General features: G+C 64.1%; 23 protein-coding genes. 13 read left to right on the top strand and 10 right to left on the bottom strand.

Translation table 11 applies throughout. The features are described 5' to 3' along the window. Window positions 1-2: 2 nt before the first annotated feature. Window positions 3-1,472 carry a MocR-like pyridoxine biosynthesis transcription factor PdxR gene (pdxR, locus tag BMW89_RS11490; RefSeq protein WP_092026337.1) on the bottom strand — a complete coding sequence of 490 codons (1,470 nt, stop codon included), beginning with the start codon at window positions 1,470-1,472 and terminating at the stop codon, window positions 3-5. A 76-nt stretch (window positions 1,473-1,548) separates the two neighbouring features. On the opposite strand from pdxR, the gene BMW89_RS11495 reads away from it, so the two are divergent. From BMW89_RS11495 to kynU, 5 genes are all read left to right on the top strand, one after another. After that, the gene (locus BMW89_RS11495; protein ID WP_092025948.1) at window positions 1,549-2,274 is read left to right on the top strand and encodes a pyridoxamine 5'-phosphate oxidase family protein; all 726 of its coding nucleotides are present in this window, start codon (window positions 1,549-1,551) and stop codon (window positions 2,272-2,274) included. A 52-nt stretch (window positions 2,275-2,326) separates the two neighbouring features. Continuing rightward, a complete protein-coding gene (locus BMW89_RS11500; RefSeq protein WP_092025951.1) occupies window positions 2,327-3,604 on the top strand; it encodes an ArgE/DapE family deacylase in 1,278 nt (425 codons plus the stop codon). Window positions 3,605-3,842: 238 nt separating this feature from the next. After that, window positions 3,843-4,652 (top strand): hormone-sensitive lipase, encoded by an 810-nt coding sequence (locus BMW89_RS11505; RefSeq protein WP_092025953.1) that lies wholly within the window; start codon window positions 3,843-3,845, stop codon window positions 4,650-4,652. Between the two features lie 35 nt (window positions 4,653-4,687). Continuing rightward, a complete protein-coding gene (gene kynA / locus BMW89_RS11510) occupies window positions 4,688-5,527 on the top strand; it encodes a tryptophan 2,3-dioxygenase (RefSeq protein WP_092025956.1) in 840 nt (279 codons plus the stop codon). 20 nt (window positions 5,528-5,547) lie between these two features. Then, complete coding sequence (gene kynU / locus BMW89_RS11515; protein WP_092026340.1) at window positions 5,548-6,750, top strand: kynureninase; 1,203 nt, start codon at window positions 5,548-5,550, stop codon at window positions 6,748-6,750. 172 nt (window positions 6,751-6,922) lie between these two features. On the opposite strand, the gene BMW89_RS11520 is transcribed toward kynU, so the two are convergent. After that, a complete protein-coding gene (locus BMW89_RS11520; protein ID WP_092025959.1) occupies window positions 6,923-7,702 on the bottom strand; it encodes a cobalamin-binding protein in 780 nt (259 codons plus the stop codon). Window positions 7,703-7,821: 119 nt separating this feature from the next. Between BMW89_RS11520 and BMW89_RS11525 the strand changes: the two genes are divergently transcribed. Together BMW89_RS11525 and BMW89_RS11530 are read left to right on the top strand one after the other, a co-directional pair. Further along, window positions 7,822-8,220 (top strand): PaaI family thioesterase, encoded by a 399-nt coding sequence (locus BMW89_RS11525; protein ID WP_092025963.1) that lies wholly within the window; start codon window positions 7,822-7,824, stop codon window positions 8,218-8,220. Window positions 8,221-8,372: 152 nt separating this feature from the next. Then, window positions 8,373-8,984, top strand: a complete 612-nt coding sequence (locus tag BMW89_RS11530) for a GNAT family N-acetyltransferase (protein ID WP_092025965.1) — start codon at window positions 8,373-8,375, stop codon at window positions 8,982-8,984. A 75-nt stretch (window positions 8,985-9,059) separates the two neighbouring features. Here the strand turns inward: BMW89_RS11530 and BMW89_RS11535 are convergent, their stop codons facing one another. Both BMW89_RS11535 and BMW89_RS11540 read right to left on the bottom strand, forming a co-directional pair. Next, on the bottom strand, window positions 9,060-9,365 hold the full coding sequence (locus BMW89_RS11535) for a hypothetical protein (RefSeq protein WP_007591844.1): 306 nt from the start codon (window positions 9,363-9,365) through the stop codon (window positions 9,060-9,062). 95 nt (window positions 9,366-9,460) lie between these two features. Continuing rightward, on the bottom strand, window positions 9,461-10,144 hold the full coding sequence (locus tag BMW89_RS11540) for a DUF2161 domain-containing phosphodiesterase (protein WP_092025968.1): 684 nt from the start codon (window positions 10,142-10,144) through the stop codon (window positions 9,461-9,463). Window positions 10,145-10,271: 127 nt separating this feature from the next. Here BMW89_RS11540 and BMW89_RS11545 point away from each other — a divergent pair, with 127 nt between their 5' ends. Then, the gene (locus BMW89_RS11545) at window positions 10,272-10,619 is read left to right on the top strand and encodes a hypothetical protein (protein WP_092025971.1); all 348 of its coding nucleotides are present in this window, start codon (window positions 10,272-10,274) and stop codon (window positions 10,617-10,619) included. A gap of 6 nt (window positions 10,620-10,625) precedes the next feature. On the opposite strand, the gene BMW89_RS11550 is transcribed toward BMW89_RS11545, so the two are convergent. From BMW89_RS11550 to BMW89_RS11565, 4 genes are read right to left on the bottom strand one after another with little or no spacing between them, the layout of a single operon-like run. Then, window positions 10,626-10,880 (bottom strand): ParE family toxin-like protein, encoded by a 255-nt coding sequence (locus BMW89_RS11550; RefSeq protein WP_092025974.1) that lies wholly within the window; start codon window positions 10,878-10,880, stop codon window positions 10,626-10,628. Next, complete coding sequence (locus BMW89_RS11555; protein WP_092025977.1) at window positions 10,877-11,074, bottom strand: hypothetical protein; 198 nt, start codon at window positions 11,072-11,074, stop codon at window positions 10,877-10,879. The genes BMW89_RS11550 and BMW89_RS11555 overlap by 4 nt, the downstream gene beginning before the upstream one ends. Window positions 11,075-11,128: 54 nt before the next feature. Then, a complete protein-coding gene (locus BMW89_RS11560) occupies window positions 11,129-11,809 on the bottom strand; it encodes an SDR family oxidoreductase (RefSeq protein ID WP_092026343.1) in 681 nt (226 codons plus the stop codon). 24 nt (window positions 11,810-11,833) lie between these two features. Beyond that, window positions 11,834-12,577, bottom strand: coding sequence for a tyrosine-protein phosphatase (locus BMW89_RS11565; RefSeq protein ID WP_092025980.1), 744 nt, complete (start codon window positions 12,575-12,577; stop codon window positions 11,834-11,836). A gap of 63 nt (window positions 12,578-12,640) precedes the next feature. Between BMW89_RS11565 and BMW89_RS11570 the strand changes: the two genes are divergently transcribed. Then, entirely contained in the window at window positions 12,641-12,967 is a 327-nt protein-coding gene (locus BMW89_RS11570) for an MliC family protein (RefSeq protein WP_092025983.1), read from the top strand. A 111-nt stretch (window positions 12,968-13,078) separates the two neighbouring features. On the opposite strand, the gene BMW89_RS11575 is transcribed toward BMW89_RS11570, so the two are convergent. Beyond that, entirely contained in the window at window positions 13,079-13,282 is a 204-nt protein-coding gene (locus tag BMW89_RS11575) for a DUF2735 domain-containing protein (protein WP_092025986.1), read from the bottom strand. Between the two features lie 537 nt (window positions 13,283-13,819). Here BMW89_RS11575 and BMW89_RS11585 point away from each other — a divergent pair. From BMW89_RS11585 to BMW89_RS11600, 4 genes are all read left to right on the top strand, one after another. Next, the gene (locus tag BMW89_RS11585) at window positions 13,820-14,854 is read left to right on the top strand and encodes a glutamine synthetase beta-grasp domain-containing protein (protein WP_092025989.1); all 1,035 of its coding nucleotides are present in this window, start codon (window positions 13,820-13,822) and stop codon (window positions 14,852-14,854) included. Between the two features lie 198 nt (window positions 14,855-15,052). Continuing rightward, a complete protein-coding gene (locus tag BMW89_RS11590; protein ID WP_092025992.1) occupies window positions 15,053-15,754 on the top strand; it encodes a GrlR family regulatory protein in 702 nt (233 codons plus the stop codon). 19 nt (window positions 15,755-15,773) lie between these two features. Next, window positions 15,774-16,460, top strand: coding sequence for a substrate-binding domain-containing protein (locus BMW89_RS11595; RefSeq protein WP_092025995.1), 687 nt, complete (start codon window positions 15,774-15,776; stop codon window positions 16,458-16,460). Window positions 16,461-16,492: 32 nt separating this feature from the next. Continuing rightward, on the top strand, window positions 16,493-17,314 hold the full coding sequence (locus BMW89_RS11600) for a tetratricopeptide repeat protein (RefSeq protein ID WP_092025998.1): 822 nt from the start codon (window positions 16,493-16,495) through the stop codon (window positions 17,312-17,314). Between the two features lie 13 nt (window positions 17,315-17,327). On the opposite strand, the gene BMW89_RS11605 is transcribed toward BMW89_RS11600, so the two are convergent. Beyond that, entirely contained in the window at window positions 17,328-17,786 is a 459-nt protein-coding gene (locus BMW89_RS11605; RefSeq protein WP_092026001.1) for a hypothetical protein, read from the bottom strand. Between the last annotated feature and the right edge of the window lie 167 nt (window positions 17,787-17,953).

Consider the following 17,953-nt stretch of genomic DNA (forward strand, 5'->3'; position numbering starts at 1 on the left):
TGTCATGCTCGCCTGGCCGATTTGCCTTTAACCCGCAAGGCGGCGCGCGATTCCCGCGCGAGCCGCTCGGCGGATGCCACGAGTTGTGGAACCGCGTGCCCCGAAAATCCCAGGACGAAGCCGGGCAGGGGGCGCGTGCGCGAATAGGTGTCGGCCAGTAGCCAGCCTTCCGCGCCGGCAGCCTGCTTCGCTTCTGCCGCGACCGACAGTTCGACCGATGGATCGAACCGGGCGACAAGGTGCAGCCCCTGCGACGGGACCGGCACGGACAACGCACCGTCGGATCTGGCTTCCAGCGTCTCGGCCAGTGCGTCGCGCGCCTCGCGATAGAGCTTTCGCACCCGCTTCAAATTCGCGGCGAACGCGCCGGAATTGAGCATGTCCGCGACTGCGCCTTCCATGAGCGTGCCGGGAAAGCGGTCGAGCGCGGCGCGTGCGGCGGTCACGTCGCCGATCAGACGCTCGGGCAGGGCGCAGTAGCCGATGCGCAGGCCCGGAAACAGCGTCTTGGCGAACGTGCCCATGTAGATCACGCGCTGGAGACGATCGATGCCGGCGAGCGACATCAGCGGCGCGCCGTCGTAGCGGAACTCGCTGTCGTAATCGTCCTCCAGCACGAAGGCGCCGGCCTGTTTCGCCCAGTCGAGCAGCTCGAGCCGCCGCGGCATCGACATCTGCACGCCCAGTGGAAACTGGTGCGACGGCGTGACATAAGCTGCGCGCGCGGACGGCGCCGCCGTGCGCCCCTTGGCGACGCGCATGCCGTGCTCGTCGACGGGAACGGGCACGGCGCGATAGCCGCAATGCGCGATGGTGTTGCGCGCGGCGGGGTAACCGGGGTCCTCGCACCAGACCTGGTCGTTAGGCTTGAGGATCGCGCTCAGCACGATGCGCAGTGCATGCAGCGTGCCTGATGTCAGCATGATCTGGTCGGGATCGCAGCGCAGGCCGCGCGCCGACAGCAGATGATCGGCGATTGCGGCACGCAGCTCGCGGCTGCCGCGCGGGTCGCCATAGTGCAGGTGCTCGGATCCGAACGCGCGCATGCGCCGGCCGACGAAAGCGCGAAAACGCTGCACCGCGCGCTCGTCGATATGGGTGCAGCCGAGCGAGAACGCGCCTTGCTTGGGAGCTTCGACCACAATCTTCGGCTTCTTCGGTTCAGTCGCGCGCGCCGGGATGCGTGCGGCAACGAAGGTTCCGGAGCCGACCGTTGCATCTGCAAAGCCGTCGGCGATCAGCCGCTCATACGCGGTGACAACGGCGTTGCGCCGAAAGCCCGTCTGCTTCGCCAGCGTCCGCGACGGCGGCAGCGGCTCGCCGGGCTTGACGAGGCCGGAGACGATCATCTCGCACAGCGCCTGATACAGCCGATGCGCGGCGGAAGCGCTCACCGTGATGTGCAGTCCGGTGAGGTCGAGAGGTAGCTCAGCCTTGCCGGGTGAGGGAGAATTGGTTGGGATTTTTCGCATGGAATTGGCACTATCGCAGACCAAATCCATGGCTACAACTCTCCTGGAATTGTTCCAATCCCCGACAGGAGCGGCCGTGAGCCAGACCGAAAGCCAAAATTCCTATCCGACGTCAGCGCGCAACCAGGTCAAGCGCCGTCACGATCGCGGCTTCTACGATCACGAGACGGTTCACCGCATCCTGGATTGCTCGATGATGTGCCACGTCTCCTACGTGATCGACGGACAGCCCTATTGCACGCCGACCTTCTTCTGGCGCGAGGGGACGAAACTCTACTGGCACGGCTCGAGCGCCAGCCGCATGCTGCGTAACCAGACCAAAGGCGAGCGCGTCTGCCTGACGGTCGCCCATCTCGACAGCCTCGTGCTGGCGCGCTGCGGCTTCAACCACTCCGCCGATTACCGCGCGGTGATGGCGTTCGGCACGGCCTATCTCGTCACCGACCCCGAGGAGAAGGCGCGGGCGGTGATCGCCATGGTCGACCGCTTCTTCCCCGACCGCACCGCAAGCCTGAGGGCGAGCAGCACGCAGGAGATCAAGGCGACCTCCTTCATCGCGATGGAGATCGAGGAGGCCTCGGCCAAAGTCCGCGCCAAGGGTGTTGCCGACGACGACGAGGACTACGAATTGCCTGTTTATGCCGAGCGGATTCCCGTGCGCACCGTGCTCGGCGCGCCGGAGCCGTGCCCGCGCCTGCTCGACGGCGTGAGCCGGCCTGCGACGCTCGCTGGCTATTCGGAAGGCCGACTGCTCGAAGATGCATTGCGGGATGCTTATTTTGTGGAGTACCCGAACGGCTGAAATCGGCTAGCTTGCGCGCTCCTTGGACCAACAAAATGCCTGGAGTTGCCTGATGAATGCCGAAACGCAGCAGAGGATTATTGACGCCGTCGATGCCGGCTTCGAAGCCCAGCTTGCGACCACACGCGATTTCGTTGCGATCCCTTCGACCCGCGGGGCGGAGGGACCGTGCCAGGACATGATCGGCGACCTCCTGCGCGCGCGCGGCTACGAGGTCGACGACTGGCACATCAATGTCGACGATTTGAAAGACCTCCGCGGCTTCGGCCCGATCGAGCATGATTTCTCGAAGGCGCGCACCGTGGTCGGCACCTATCGCCCGAACACCGAGGCCGGCAAATCGCTGATCCTCCAGGGCCATTGCGACGTGGTGCCGGCAGGGCCGCTGGAATTGTGGGACACGCCTCCGTTCTCGCCCGTCATCAAGGACGGCAAGATGTTCGGCCGCGGTGCCTGCGACATGAAGTCCGGCACCATCGGCGCACTCTATGCGCTCGATGCGATCAAGGCCGCCGGCCTCAAGCCGACCGCGCGCATTCACTTCCAGTCCGTGATCGAGGAGGAGAGCACCGGCGTCGGCGCGCTCTCGACGCTCCAGCGCGGCTACCGTGCCGATGCCTGCTTCATTCCGGAGCCGACCGCCGGCAAGATGGTGCGCTCGCAGGTCGGTGTGATCTGGTTCCGCCTGCGGGTGAAGGGCCATCCGACCCACGTCGCCTTCGCCGGCTCAGGCTCCAATGCGATCATGGCGGCCTACCATCTCGTCCACGCCCTGCAAAAGCTCGAGATCGAATGGAACGAGCGCGCCAAGGCCGACCGTCATTTCAAAACCCTCAACCACCCCATCAACTTCAACCCCGGCATCATCAAGGGTGGCGACTGGGCCTCCAGCGTGCCGGCCTGGTGCGACGTCGATTGCCGTATCGCGATTTTGCCGGGCTGGTCGGTGGCCGATCACCAGAAGGAGATTCTGGCTTGCGTCACGGCCGCCTCGCGCAACCACCGTTTCCTCGCCAACAATCCGCCGGAGGTCGAATGGTCCGGCTTCCTGTCGGAGGGTTACGAACTGACCGACTCCGCCGCACCGGAAGCCGCGTTCGGCAAGGCCTTCAACAAGGTCTATGGCGGGGCTGTCGAGGACCTCGTCTTCACCGCGCTCACCGACACGCGCTTCTATGGTCTCAATTACGGCATTCCGAGCCTGTGCTTCGGCGCCAGCGGCGGTGAGATGCACGGCTTCAACGAATTCGTCGATCTGGAGTCGTTGAAGAAGACCACCAAGGCAACCGCGCTGTTCATCGCGGAATGGTGCGGGGTGGAGAAGGCGTAGATTGCGGGCTCTGCTCCCTCCACCGTCATTGCGAGGAGCTCTTGCGACGAAGCAATCCAGGCTGTTGCCGAGGCAACAGACTGGATTGCTTCGCTGCGCTCGCAATGACGAGTTTGCCGTTCCGCTGCCCGAAACATCGGCTTCTTCAAATACTTTAAGCTTAAAATAAAGACTAGGATGCCGCCCTGACCGGTGGCAGACTGGCATCCGGTCGCAGGACGAGTCCTTGGGAGTCACGATGCGCGATTGGGATGACGCTTACGCCAATTCGGCCCATATCCCGGGCTCGGACAAGATGCCGGCGCAATGGGCGGAGAAGGCTGCGGCCTACCGCGCCGGGCTCAAGAATTTCCGCCCCGACATCGCCTATGGGTCCGGTGAGCGCCAGCGCCTCGATCTGATCCTGCCCGATGGCGACAGCAAGGGCCTCGTCGTCTTCGTCCATGGCGGCTACTGGATGCGCTTCGACAAATCGACTTGGACCGATCTTGCCGAAGGCGCATGCCACCACGGCTGGACCGTGGCGCTGCCGAGCTACACGCTGACGCCGGCCGCGCGCATCTCCGACATTACCGCGGAGATCACCGCCGCCATTACGAAAGCGGCTTCGCTCGTCTCGGGCCCGATCCGGCTCGCCGGGCATTCGGCCGGCGGCCATCTCGTCACGCGCATGCTGTGTGACGATAGCCGGCTCGAGCCCGCCATCTTCAACCGTATCGCCGGTACGCTTTCGATCAGCGGCTTGCACGATCTGCGTCCGCTGCTGAAGACCAGGATGAACGAGACGCTGTGCATGACCTTGGAGGAGGCGACGCTCGAAAGCGCGGCGCTGCATCTGCCGCGCGGGCATTCGCATGTAACGGCCTGGGTCGGCGGCAGCGAGCGGCCGGAGTTCATCCGTCAGTCCGATCTGATGGCCAATGTGTGGACCGGTTTCGACGTGCCGACACATCTCGTCGTCGATCCCGGGCTCAACCATTTCACTGTCATCGACGGGCTCAAGGATCCGTCGTCGCAGATCACCGCGCGCCTGATCGGCCTCGACTGACGAGAGCCGGGGATGATCGATCGAAAGGGCCTGCCATGACGTCCAGCGATTACGATCCGACAAAGGAAGGCGCCGAGACCGATTTCGCCCGGCGCATGTCCTATGGCGATTATCTGGCGCTGGATAAGATCCTCGGCGCGCAGCATCCGCTGTCGGAGGCGCATGACGAGATGCTGTTCATCATCCAGCATCAGACCACCGAGCTATGGATGCGGCTTGCCATCCACGAGCTCAGTGCTGCGCGCTGTGCCATCGCCAAGGACGAGGTGCAGCCGGCGATGAAGATGCTGGCGCGGATGTCGCGCATCTTCGAGCAGCTCAACAACGCCTGGGATGTGTTGCGCACGATGACGCCGAGCGAATACACGCGCTTCCGCTCGCAGCTCGGCCAGTCCTCTGGCTTCCAGTCGCGGCAATACCGGCTGATCGAATTCCTGCTCGGCAACCGCAACCACGCCATGCTGAAGCCGCACGCGCACGACGCGGAAACGACAAAACTGCTGGAAGCCGAGCTCGCGACGCCAAGCCTCTATGACGAAGTGCTCAGGCTTGCCGACCGCAACGGGCTCAAGATGCCGGCGGCCGTGCTGGCGCGCGATGTTCGCGAGACCCACAGTTTTAACGAAGGCGTGCTGCAGGCCTGGCGTATCGTCTACGAGGCGCCGGAAACGCACTGGATGCTCTACGAGGTCGCCGAGAAGCTGGTCGATTTCGAGGACTATTTCCGGCGCTGGCGTTTCAACCATGTGACGACGGTCGAGCGCGTCATCGGCTTCAAGCGCGGCACCGGCGGCACTGGCGGCGTCAGCTATCTCAGGCGCATGCTGGAGGTCGAGCTGTTCCCCGAACTCTGGCGCGTCCGCACCATCCTGTAGAAATGCCCAAGAACAAATTCATGACCAGATATCGCGTCTATCACGACACCAAAGCGCTGTTTCATCTGCCCGAGGGCGTGATCTATCTCGACGGCAACTCGCTCGGCGCGCTGCCGCTAGGCGTTGCCGAGCGCGTCAACCGCGTCATCACGACCGAGTGGGGCAACGAGCTGATCCGCGCCTGGAACAGTGCGGGCTGGTATGCCCAGCCGCGCCATATCGGCGACCGCATCGCGCGGCTGATCGGCGCGGAGGCCGGCTCCGTCATGGTCGGCGATACGCTGTCGCTGAAAGTCTATCAGGCGCTTGCAGCCGCGCTCGACATGAACAGCGAGCGCAAGGTCGTCCTGTCAGACACCGGCAATTTCCCGACCGACCTCTACATGGCCGAGGGCCTGATCGCGACGCTCGGGCGCGGCCATCAATTGCGCCTGGTCGCGCCGGAGGAAATCGAGGCCGCATTGTCGGACGAGATCGCCGTCCTCTACATCACCGAGGTCGACTACCGTACCGGCCGCCGCCACGACATGGCGAAGCTGACCGCGAAAGCGCATGCGCTCGGCATCGTCACGGTCTGGGATCTCGCCCATTCCGCCGGTGCGCTGCCGGTCGATCTCGCCGGCTGCGGTGCCGATTTCGCCGCGGGCTGCACCTACAAATACATCAACGCCGGCCCCGGCGCGCCAGCCTTCCTCTATGTCGCGCCGCGCCATGCCGACAGTGCACGCGCCGCGCTGTCGGGGTGGATGGGCCATGCAAAGCCGTTTGCGTTTGAACTCGGCTATGCAGCCGCCGGCGGCGTCGAGCGCATGCGCGTCGGCACGCCCCCGGTGCTGGCGATGGCGGCGCTGGAGGCTTCGCTGGATATCTGGGACCGCGTCGATATTGCGGAGGTCCGTGTACGCTCGCTGGCGCTCGGCGACTTGCTGATCGCCGAGGTCGAACGCCGTTGTCCGTCTCTGGAGTTGGTGACCCCGCGCGCGCATGGGCAACGCGGCTCGCAGGTCTCGTTCGCCTTCGACGGCGGATATGCCGCCATGCAAGCGCTGATCGCCCGCGGCGTCATCGGCGATTTCCGCGCGCCTGACATCATGCGGTTCGGGATCACGCCGCTATACATCGGTGAGAGCGAGATCGTGCGGGCTGCCGAGATCATCGAGGAGGTGATCGCAGGTGAGGTATGGCGGCGGCCGGAATATCAGGTCGTGAACGCGGTGACGTGACGAAAGTCTCGTGCCCCGGACGCGGCGCAGCGCCTCTTGGCGGTGCGCTGCAGAGCCGGGGCCCATGCTGCACCGAGATCCGTCGAAAGATGGGTCCCGGCTCAGCGCAGCAACGCTGGCGCGTTGCAGCGCGTCCGGGACACGAGAGTGTTGGCGCTGGAGCTATCTGCGCTCATCCCCACAACGCCTTGACGATCGCATCCAGCCCATCCGTCAACGCCGCCGGTCCCGGCTGCAATATGATCGGCGACTTGATCTCGATGATGCGATCATCCCGCACCGCCGGAATGTCACTCCAGCCATCGCGCTGCCTGATGCGAGCAGGAACAACCTTCTTGCCGCACCATGACGCGAGGATCACGTCGGGTTTGGCCTCGCGCACCGCATCCGCCGAGATGATGCGATCCTTTGCCGCCTGCCGATGTCGCAATTTTGGAAACACATCCTCGCCGCCGGCGATCTCGATCAACTCCGACACCCAGCCGATGCCCGAGATCAGCGGCTCGTCCCATTCCTCAAAATAGACTTTTGGTCGGGGCGAGGGGCGGTGTGTTGCCGCGATTGCGGTGAGCCGCCGCTCAAGACCTTGGGCGAGCTCCTCCGCGCGCCCCGTCGCGCCGACCAGCGCGCCCAGCGTCCGGATCATCGTAAGAATCCCGGCGATGTCGCGCTGGTTGAAGACATGAACATCGACGCCGGCGCGAACGAGATCTGCAACGATGCCGGCCTGGAGGTCGGAGAACGCCAGCACCAGGTCCGGCTCCAGCGCCAGGATCTTCGGGATGTCCGCGGAGACGAAGGCCGACACCCGCGGCTTCTCCCGCCGCACCTGCGGCGGGCGGACGGCGTAGCCGGAGACGCCGACGATGCGGTCTTGCTCGCCGAGCAGGTACAGCGTTTCGACCGTCTCTTCGGTCAGGCAGATGATGCGGCGAGGCGGGAAGTGGCGCATGGGAGGAGCATATGCGCCAATGCGGGCACCGGTGTCACGGCAGCCATGACCTCAGACGTCATTGCTTTGCCGCGCGGAGCCATTCACGCTGAGACAACAATGAATTGGGAGGAAATCCGATGACGCCGCTCGAGAAACTTAAAGCGATGAAGATGCCGTTCGCCGAGCTCAAGGGCGTCGAATTCGTCGAGGCCGAGAAGGATCGCGTGGTCGCGCGGATGACCGTCCGCCCCGATCTCTGCACGCTTCACCACACCATCCATGGCGGGGCCGTGATGGCGCTGGCCGATTCCGTCGGCGCGGCGGCGACCGTGATCAACCTGCCGGAAGACGCCAAGGGCACGACCACGCTGGAGAGCAAGACCAATTTCATCGGCGGGGCCAAAGAGGGAACCACGGTCATCGCCACGGCGACCCCGGTGCACCGGGGCCGTCGCACCCAAGTCTGGACCACCCGGCTGGAAACCGAGGACGGCAAGCTGGTCGCATTGGTGACCCAGACGCAGCTGGTCCTGTAAGACTACGGGGCTTTGATTTTATTAACGAATTAGTCGCTTCCGATGCCCGAAACTTGAGCAGGTTCCCGTCTTGAAAATTATGGTGCGATGCACAATATTGGAGGCCTAGGGATTCGAACGCCTCCTCGAGGGACACCAAGAGGAGTTTTGACGTGATACTTGAAGACACCACCCGCGCGCAGTCCGTTCCGGGCTATGTGCGGACCTTGAGCCAGCAAGAAGAATTGCCGCTTTTGCGTGATCACCTGCTCAGGCTCGATGCCGCAAGCCGGCACGATCGTTTCAACGGCTTTCTCGACGATAGCTTCATCGAGCGCTACGCCGCCCGCTGCGCCGAGGACGGCACGGTGATCGTCGCCTACATCGTCGACGGCATGGTCCGCGGCGCGGCCGAGCTACATCCGCCGGAGGGCGATTCGCTACCCGAGGTCGCCTTCAGCGTGGAAGCCTCCGCGCGGCGCCAGAACGTCGGCACCATCCTGTTCAGCCGCCTGATCGCCGAAGCGCGCTGGAAGGGTTTTAAGCGCCTGCGCATCACCACCGGCGCCGAGAATCACGCGATGCGGGCGCTAGCGCGAAAGTTTGGCGCAAATCTGCAATTCCGCCATGGCGAATCGACCGGCACGATCGATCTCATCAAGACACCCGAAGCCGAGCTCGCCGATCTCGCGGCTTCGCCGTTCACGGCGAGTCGCGCTTTGCTCAGCTTCAACTCGACCTGCTGGAAGATCATCTCCAGCATGTACGGCAATCGCGCCGCCTGAATCGAAGCCACCTGAATCAAAAAGCGGACCGGCTAAAACCGGTCCGCTTTTGTATTGGGGCAGGGAATTACGCGCTCAGGTGCCGGTGCGCTTGTCGTTGCCGAAGCGGCGCACGACGCGACGCTCGACCACGACCGAGCGCTGTGCGCCCTGTTCGCCGGCGATCACGCGGGTGGAGGTGATGCGGCTGTTGGTGCGAACCTGTTTCTTGACCTCGGCCTGCACGACATCGAGCGGCATGCCCATCAGCGCTGCGGCGATCTCGGCCTGCTGCTCCTGATCGTCGGTGATGCCCACGGCGGCGAAGATCGCCTCGTCCAGGGTGGGCGGATCGTGGCGCACGCGCCGCGTGCCATATTTGGTATTCCAGTCTGCGTTCATAACGGCCTCGTTTCGATGCCGGGATACCTAGTGCTGTCTATGTTGCATTGCAATATGAATTTGGTGCGGCATCTCAGCTATGCACCGCTCAGGTGTCATGGCGGTGACGCGGCACCGGCGTTCTCGACCTGTTGTTGCGGCCAGCGCTTCAACGCCGCATGACCGGCTTCCGTAAGCCCGTAGATTCCCCGGTCCGCGCGCTCGAACCAGCCATACACATTGTTAAGCATGATTTTGCCGGCATCGGGACAGCGCTCGCGCAGCTCGCGCACCTTTCGTGGTCCAGCAGCCAGCTCCGAAGCGCAGGCCAGCGCCTGCTGCCGATAGGCCGTCATGATGGGTGCGCGCGTGCTCCCACCGAGCACAGGATCGCCCTGTCGGCGCTGATGCTCGGCCACGAGGCGCGAGCGGACCTTTGGCTCGCGGCGCGGCGCCGCCGTCGGCGGCTTCACCAGCACCTCGACCTGGCCGCGGTCGGTTACCCCGAGCATACCGAAGCCGAGCCGGCGGCAGAGATTGCGATAGCGCGCATCGCTCTCGCGTCCCTTGCCGCGCACCGACATCTTGGCAGCGATCCAGACTTCGTCGCCGGCGGGCGCGCGATCGACCGCTTGCAGGATCAGCTCGAGATTGAAGGCGAGCTTGAGCTCGCCGATCACCACGACTGGCGGATCGCCGGCGCTGAGGCCCACGAGATCGCAGCCGCCGATCTCGCCCTTGACCGAGAAGCCGAGCTCTTCGAGGAAGCGTTTGACGGGGAGATAAAGCTCAGTTTCCACGAGGCGCTCGGATCCGAGAATCAGTTGCGTCCAGTCTAGCCCGGATCGGACTTGGGGCTCCCGCGCCATTTGATCGGGAACCGATGATCCGGCTATCCTGCGGGCGGGACAGTCGGGCGCTGGCGACATGACAATCAGGAACGGGCTCTATCACATTCGCATCGAGATGCTGGATGCGGTCCAGGGCGGCAATCAGGGCGTCATGGTGCTGCGCGACGGCACCATGCGCGGCGGCGATTCATTTTTCTTCGCCTACGGCAGCTACACCTCGGCCGAGGGCAAGTGGAAGGGCGAGCTGACCAACGAGGAACACTCGCTTTCGTTCGACGAGCGTCCGGTGTGGGGCCGCAAGGTCGTGACCATCGGCTTCAGCGGCACCTACAATGAGGAGACCGCGTACGGCGAAGGCATCGCACTCGCAGGCAAGCAGAGCATACGTTTCAAAGGTAATCTGCGGCTGCTGGTGCCGGATTGATCGCATTCACTTCACGAGGCGGTCGTAGTCGGCGTGAGAGCCGATCCAGAACCAGACGCAGACCCGATCGGTCTCGATGGCCAGCGCGCGATAACGCAGCCCGACTCTGGCGGACCAGAATCGTCCGACCCGCTTGAACTGAAGCGAAGGATGAGTGGGATCGCTCTTCAGAAGCTTGAAATTGGCATCGGCCTGCCGCTGAACACTGGTTGGCAAAGCCTCATAAGCCTTCCAGAATCTCGGCGACGCGGCGTGTTTCACAAGTCGCGAGTTTGGCCAGCACGATAGGCGCTCAGCGCCTCCTCGGCAAAGGCGTCGAGCTTGCCCGCCTGAGCATCTTGCTCCAAGGCTTGGTCAAAGCGTTGTGCGTCGAACTGATCGAACCAGGCGCGAAACTCCGCCAATTCGTCAGGCGTAAGTTGTTCGATGGCCCGCTCGATGTCTTCGGTGGTCATGGACCAAATATAGCAGCGCGGTGTGTCTGGGAAAAGATGGCTCGACGCCGAATCTTACACCCGCCCGCCGACCGGGATCAGCGCGCCGGTCACGCCGCTCGCGGCGTCGCTTACGAGGAACAGGATCACCTCCGCGAGCTCCTGCGGCGTCACCCATTTGGAAAAGTCCGCTTTCGGCATGTCGGCGCGGTTGGCATGGGTGTCGATGGTCGACGGCAGCACCGCGTTCACGGTGACCTTGCCTTTCCACTCGCTCGCCAGCGCTTCGGTCAGGCGATGCACGCCGGCCTTCGACGCTGCATAGGGGCCCATGCCGGAGCCGGCCTGGAGCGCGCCCATGGCGCCGATATTGACGATGCGGCCGGTCTTGGACGCGGCGAGGTGCGGCAGCGCCGCGCGCGAGGCGTTGAGCGTGGTCAGCACGTTGAGCGCATACATGCGCTGCCATGTCTTGATGTCGCCGTCGCCGACGGCCTCAAAGGCGAAGCCGCCGGCGATGTTGATCAGTCCGTCGAGCCTGCCAAAGTGCTTCGCGGCCGCCTCGACTGCCGTCTTCGCCTGCGCCGCGTCGGACAGATCGACGCCGCCGATCTCGATGCTTTCAGGCGTCGCTGGCATTTGCGAGGGGGCGTGATCGATGCCGGCAATTCGTGCGCCACGTGATTGCGCCGTCTCGGCGACGACTTTTCCAAGTGCGCCGAGGGCTCCGGTAACGATCAGAACTTTGCCTTGCATCATCATTCTCCCAGGCAGGGTCATTTACGATTGCAGATAACGCGCCTTCAGTGCGGTCTGCTCCGATGTGCCGAGCTTGAGGCCGTCGCGCAAGTAGGTTTCGAGATCGCCGTAGTCGCTACTGACGGCTTCGAACGCCGCCGCGAGGTAAGAGGCCTCGACGGTGCCAATGGCATTGCGCACGTCCTCGGGCAGGTCTGTGGCAGCCGTCGCGTCACGCTTGTAGTGCCGGTTGGTCAACAAATAGTCCTCGGCAACGACGTCGTCGGCTACGCCCAGCGCATGCAGGATCAGCGCACTGGCAAAGCCGGTGCGATCCTTGCCGGCGGTGCAGTGGATTACGAGCGGCGCGCGGTCTTCCAGCAGATGGCCGAACAGCGCGCGAAAGCTGTGCGTGTTGTGGCGGACATAGTTGCGGTAGGATTCGCGCATGAGTTCGAGCGCGACCGGTGCAGTCAGCGCGCCCCTTGCAAGTTCGGCGCGCAACGCGGCCACGACCGTCGGCTCGATCGGCAGCGAGTGCACGGCGATCTCGTTCACGACGCAGACGCCCGCCATGCGCTCCTCGACGCCGCGAAAGTCGAACGCGCTTTTGACGCCCAGCGCGCGGACGGTCTCGATGTCGGCGGCGGTCAGCTGGCCGAGATGGTTGGATCGGAAGATCTGGCGCCAGCGCGTGGTGCGGCCATCGATGGTCTGGTAGCCGCCGAGGTCGCGGAAATTGCTGGCACCTTGCAGGGCGAGATGACGGAGAGGGGAGTCTTGCACAGAGGAGTCTTGCATTGGATCAGCTTTTGTTATGTTGCCGGCGGGCTATTACAGGGGGCGATCATGAACCGGCACAAGGCCATTGTTTTGGCGATCACCATGCTGGCGGGCGGAATTTTCGGGGTGCGGCAGGCCGATGCGCAGACGTTCCGGACCTATCGCTGCGCCGATGGTACGCAGTTCATCGTGGGGTTTTATGACGAGGACAAGCGCGCCTTCCTCCAGATCGACGGCGAGCCTGTGACACTTGCCGAGCGGCTGACGATTTCCGGCGCGCGCTATTCGGGGGCGGGGATCACGCTTAGGATTCCCAAGAGCGGCGCCACAACGGTCAAGCATCTGAAGCGGCCGGTGACGGCCTGCGCAGTGGTCGAAAAGCCCGGGTTCTAGCTGGAAGGACAACACGAATCAAAAAGGGCCGAAACCTCGTTGTTTCGACCCTTTTTCAAATTGCCGCCAGGCGCATGTGAGAGCGCTGCGGTATCAAACCAAACGCAGGCATCAGCGATCCCATTTCGGCTTGGCCTCATCGACTGCTTCCTGATGGTACCAGCTGCCGCTGCAGATCGTCTCGTTCACAGGGAGCGAGAGGCGGTCGGCAGGAAGGCGGCTCTCACCGTAGCGGCGTCCTCCGAGAGCCGCGCGGCCCCCGGCGGGGAATTGATAGATCGTTGCCGATCCCTCACTCAGTCCATTGTTCATCATTGCGGTATCTCCTCGGGCCGAAGCGCTTACCTCCATGGTGCGCCCGACTCGTTCGCTTGTGGTTACTGGAGTCCCCATATCGGCTCCGCATTCCGAAATGCAAAGTGCTGAAAAGGAAATCAGTTTCAGCTTATTTTGTAGGCAGCGAACCTTCTGCATCCTCCAAGGCACCACGTCGATGACTAACGCTTGGGCCATTGCGAAGGTTGCGGGCGGGGGCTGCAGACTTTGCGAAAATTGCCGGACGTTGATGCGCGTTTCATCGGCAACCTCCGGCAACACGCAGTCTGCTCCAGAATCGGGCGTTTTCCGCGGGATTTTTGCAGTGCAGCTTCACGGGAAGGTGCGCGTCTATGACGCACGCCGCTGTGGACGGTTTACCGACAGGGGAAGGCCCTGGCCGCCGTGGATAACCTTCCGCGCTGCGGCCTTTTGGCACGCAAAATGCTTGGAAGAGGGCGGCCGATAGTGGCCGGGTAAACAATCGTGCGGGGGCCCCCGGGCCCCCACCTTTCGCATCATCTACAGAGAGGCTCAATGACCAAGTATAAGCTCGAGTACATCTGGCTCGACGGATATACGCCGACTCCGAACTTGCGCGGCAAAACCCAGATCAAGGAATTCGCGTCGTTCCCGACGCTTGAGCAGCTTCCGCTCTGGGGCTTCGATGGCTCCTCCACCCAGCAGGCCGAAGGCCACAGCTCCGATTGCGTGCTGAAGCCGGTCGCCGTCTATCCGGACGCCGCACGGGAGAACGGCGCGCTGGTGATGTGCGAAGTCATGATGCCCGATGGCAAGACCCCGCACTCCACCAACAAGCGCGCCACCATCCTCGACGATTCCGGGGCCTGGTTCGGCTTCGAGCAGGAATACTTCTTCTACAAGGACGGCCGTCCGCTCGGCTTCCCGGCCTCCGGCTATCCGGCGCCGCAGGGCCCGTACTACACCGGCGTCGGCTACTCGAACGTCGGCGACGTCGCCCGTAAGATCGTGGAAGAGCATCTCAACCTCTGCCTCGCGGCCGGCATCAATCACGAAGGCATCAACGCGGAAGTCGCGAAGGGCCAGTGGGAATTCCAGATCTTCGGCAAGGGCTCCAAGCGGGCCGCTGACGAAATGTGGATGGCTCGCTACCTGATGCTGCGCCTCACCGAGAGCTACGGCATCGACATCGAGTTCCACTGTAAGCCGCTCGGCGACACCGACTGGAACGGCTCGGGCATGCACGCCAACTTCTCCACCGAGTACATGCGCACGGTCGGCGGCAAGGAGTACTTCGAGGCGCTGATGGCGGCCTTCGACAAGAACATCATGGACCACATCGCCGTCTACGGCCCGGACAACGACAAGCGTCTGACCGGCAAGCACGAGACCGCGCCGTGGAACAAGTTCAGCTACGGCATTGCCGATCGCGGCGCGTCGATCCGCGTTCCGCACTCCTTCGCCAACAACGGCTACAAGGGCTATCTGGAAGACCGCCGTCCGAATTCGCAGGGCGACCCATACCAGATCGCTTCGCAGATCCTGAAGACGATCGCGTCCGTGTCGACCGAACAGAAGGCGGTCGCCTAAGATCCTCCCGGCCCGGGCTGGGGGGCTTGCCCGGGTTGGACTTTAATCCGCCGGAGCCGAAAGGCTCCGGCGGATTTTTGCATTCTGATGACAGCCCTTGTTGTGGGTCTGCCGGCCATGCCGGCTTGAAGCCTGTCCACCGCCAGCCAAACCGGAGTAGAGTATCCTTGGATGCGCGCGGGGCCGGGGACACGGCTGGTGTTTGAAGGCTTCTACAAGACGAGATTTCAGCTCGGCGACGCCGTCGGCCGGAGCGTGATGCATGCCGGCAATGGCAAGATGCTGGGCGGCAATTCGGCCTTCGCCCATATCGGCACCTATGAGAGAACCGAAGCCGGCGTCGACATCGTCATCAAGACCGTGCGCCACAATCCCGATCCGACCTACCGCGCCATGGCCGGCACCGACGATGCAACGTTGATCGCGAAAGGCTGGCCTGACGGCGACCTCTATCGCTTCAAGGGCGAGCTCAAGGAGCTGCCCGGCGTGCCGTTCCAGTCGGTGATGACGCCGATCAGGGAGGACGAGGTGCCGATCGCCGGCGGTGTCGGCGAGGGCGGTATCGCCGACGGCCTCTACTCGATTCACCTGCGCATGTTGGACGGTGTCGATGGCGGCCTGACCGGCGTGATGCTGCTCAACCAGGGCCGCATCCTTGGCGGCGACGCCTCGTTCTACTATCTCGGCAGCTACACCGCCGCGAACGGCCGCTGGAAGGGCCAGATCCTCAACCAGGAGCACACGCCGGCCAAGGACGATCCGATCTTCGGCGGCCACGAGGTCGGCATCGGCTTCTCCGGCAGCTATGATGCGGAACAGGCGGTGCTGGAGGCAACGGCGCTTGCCGGCAAGCGCAGCCTGCGCTTGACCGCCGCGCTCAAGCTGATGCACAGCGCCTGATCGTTATCCGGGAAGACACATGACAAACACCATTCGCATGCTCTCGACGCTCGGCCTGATGGGCGCGATGCGCAGCCTGTCCTCCGCCTTCGAGACCGCGAGCGGCATTCACGTCGATGCCGATTTCGCGCCGACCCTGGCGCTGCTCAAACGCCTGCGCGACGGCGAGGCCGCCGATCTCGTAATCCTGACGCGCGAGGGGCTCGATGAGATGATCGGCGAGGGCCGCGTGATCGGCGAGGGCGCAGCCGATCTGGCGCGCTCCTTTGTCGGCATTGCCGTGCGGGCAGGGCAGCCGCATCCCGATATCGGCAGCGAAGCCGCGCTGCGCACGACCCTGCTTGCGGCGCGGTCCGTCGCCTATTCGCGGCTCGGCGCCAGCGGGGTCTACTTCGCCCGGTTGATCGTGCGGATGGGGATCGCGGTCGAGATCAACGCCAAGGCCACCATCGTCGAGCAGGGTTTTACGGCGGAGCGGCTCGTCAGCGGCGAGGCTGATCTGGCCGTGCAGCAGATCAGCGAGCTGAAGCAGGTCGGGGGTATCGAGGTGGTCGGCCCGGTCCCGCTCGATTTGCAGACGCCGGCCGTGTTCTCCGCCGGTCGTATGGCAAACGCGAACAACGCCGTCGCGGCCGATCGGCTGCTGCGCTATCTGGCATCGCCCGAAGTCGTGCCGGTGCTGCGCCAATCGGGACTCGAGCCTTGAATTTGCCGGGGCGGGGACGCAACGTAATGCCCATGCGGACTTATCTCCTTACCATCCTCCTCGCGCTCGCCGTCCCGGTCGCAGCGCAGGCGCAATCGGCCGACCTCGTCCTGTGCGACCGGGTTGCCGCCGATCCCAGCGATCCGGACAAGCCGGCCGATGTGAAGGGCGTGAGCGAGGTCGCTTCCTCCGACGTCGCGACCGCCATCAAGTTCTGCAGGCAGGCAGCACCATCGTCGCGGCGCGCGATGTTCGCGCTCGGCCGCGCCTATGCGGCCAACCGGCAGACGGCGGAGGCGATCGCCGCCTGGCGCAAAGCGGCCGACAAGGGATCGAGCGCGGCCATGGTCGAGCTCGGCGTGCTCTATGGCACCGGCTCCGGCGTCGCGAAGGACGAAGCGCAGGCGCGAAAACTGTTCGAGAAGGCGGCGCAGGCAGGCAATCCTCGCGGCGTCAGCAACCTTGCCGCCGTCGGCGGTGCAGGTGGTGCGGTTCCGGCCGATCCCGCTCAGGCCCGTGTGCTGCTGAGCAAGTCGGCCGAGACCAACGCGGAGGCGCAATACCAGCTCGGCCTGATGCTGTCCGAAGGCACGGGCGGTGCAAAGGACGACGTCGCAGCGCGCACGCTGTTCGAGAAGGCGGCGGCACAAAACCACCCCGGCGCGCTGGAACGGATGGGCGCCTTCGCGCAGGAAGGCCGTGGCGGCGCGAAGGACAAGGACGCCGCAAAAGCCTATTACGAGCGCGCCGCAGCGCTCGGCGACGAGGACGCCAAGGCGGCGCTGGAGCGGCTGCGCTGCCCCTATGCGATCAAGGACAAGCAGGGCAAGCTCGTCACCACGCTGTGCTTCTAGCGCACGCTCTCGCTCACTTCATGTCGTAAGCGAGATTGTTGCGGGCGTCGCGATAGGTCGTCTCGAGAAAATCCGGATATTGCGCGGCGGCCTGGGCCACGGCGCGCACGACACAGGCCCAGAAATCGCCGTCCCATTTGAAATGCGCTTCAGCCGCGCCCTCGAACTTGACGGCGGTGATGATGGCCTGCGTGATCGCGTCATCACCAGCTCGCGGATGAGCGCGCTTGAGATAACCGAACATCGGCCCTTCATGGGCGTGGTCGCGGCCGTTGCGGTATTTTTCGGCCATCTGCTGCGGGGTGAGGGTGCGATAGACGCGCACCTCCTCGGCGGTCGGGCGACCCTCGATCGAGTCCAGCCGGTAGCGGCGGCACCAGATTTCGAAGGCGGCATCCGGCAGCGGCTGCTGCGCCGCGCTGGCGATGATTGCGGAGATCTGTTCCTCGGCTGACGGTTCACTCCGGTCCATGCCGCTTGGTCGCATGCTTGCGCCTGACGGTTCGAAGGACTTTCGGGGCCGCGCAAATGACCAAGAGTGAAAACAACCCCATGCACAGTAGCCAAGTGCTTGAAATTGCAAAATTGCGGATTTTGCGAAATTCGCTTGACCCGTCGGGCAAAACAGGAGCATGATGA

This window comes from Bradyrhizobium sp. OK095 (assembly GCF_900109945.1).
Lineage (GTDB): Bacteria > Pseudomonadota > Alphaproteobacteria > Rhizobiales > Xanthobacteraceae > Bradyrhizobium.

What these genes read in the sequence shown, in the direction of transcription:
- pdxR (WP_092026337.1), bottom strand. Translation starts at nt 1,472, where the DNA reads ATGCGAAAAATCCCAACCAATTCTCCCTCACCCGGCAAGGCTGAGCTA.
- BMW89_RS11520 (WP_092025959.1), bottom strand. Translation starts at nt 7,702, where the DNA reads ATGCGCCACTTCCCGCCTCGCCGCATCATCTGCCTGACCGAAGAGACG.
- BMW89_RS11575 (WP_092025986.1), bottom strand. Translation starts at nt 13,282, where the DNA reads ATGATGAACAATGGACTGAGTGAGGGATCGGCAACGATCTATCAATTC.
- BMW89_RS11605 (WP_092026001.1), bottom strand. Translation starts at nt 17,786, where the DNA reads ATGGACCGGAGTGAACCGTCAGCCGAGGAACAGATCTCCGCAATCATC.
- BMW89_RS11585 (WP_092025989.1), top strand. Translation starts at nt 13,820, where the DNA reads ATGACCAAGTATAAGCTCGAGTACATCTGGCTCGACGGATATACGCCG.
- BMW89_RS11555 (WP_092025977.1), bottom strand. Translation starts at nt 11,074, where the DNA reads ATGACCACCGAAGACATCGAGCGGGCCATCGAACAACTTACGCCTGAC.
- kynA (WP_092025956.1), top strand. Translation starts at nt 4,688, where the DNA reads ATGACGTCCAGCGATTACGATCCGACAAAGGAAGGCGCCGAGACCGAT.
- BMW89_RS11560 (WP_092026343.1), bottom strand. Translation starts at nt 11,809, where the DNA reads ATGCAAGGCAAAGTTCTGATCGTTACCGGAGCCCTCGGCGCACTTGGA.
- BMW89_RS11535 (WP_007591844.1), bottom strand. Translation starts at nt 9,365, where the DNA reads ATGAACGCAGACTGGAATACCAAATATGGCACGCGGCGCGTGCGCCAC.
- BMW89_RS11500 (WP_092025951.1), top strand. Translation starts at nt 2,327, where the DNA reads ATGAATGCCGAAACGCAGCAGAGGATTATTGACGCCGTCGATGCCGGC.
- BMW89_RS11600 (WP_092025998.1), top strand. Translation starts at nt 16,493, where the DNA reads ATGCGGACTTATCTCCTTACCATCCTCCTCGCGCTCGCCGTCCCGGTC.
- BMW89_RS11595 (WP_092025995.1), top strand. Translation starts at nt 15,774, where the DNA reads ATGACAAACACCATTCGCATGCTCTCGACGCTCGGCCTGATGGGCGCG.
- BMW89_RS11545 (WP_092025971.1), top strand. Translation starts at nt 10,272, where the DNA reads ATGACAATCAGGAACGGGCTCTATCACATTCGCATCGAGATGCTGGAT.
- BMW89_RS11525 (WP_092025963.1), top strand. Translation starts at nt 7,822, where the DNA reads ATGACGCCGCTCGAGAAACTTAAAGCGATGAAGATGCCGTTCGCCGAG.
- BMW89_RS11505 (WP_092025953.1), top strand. Translation starts at nt 3,843, where the DNA reads ATGCGCGATTGGGATGACGCTTACGCCAATTCGGCCCATATCCCGGGC.
- kynU (WP_092026340.1), top strand. Translation starts at nt 5,548, where the DNA reads ATGACCAGATATCGCGTCTATCACGACACCAAAGCGCTGTTTCATCTG.
- BMW89_RS11570 (WP_092025983.1), top strand. Translation starts at nt 12,641, where the DNA reads ATGAACCGGCACAAGGCCATTGTTTTGGCGATCACCATGCTGGCGGGC.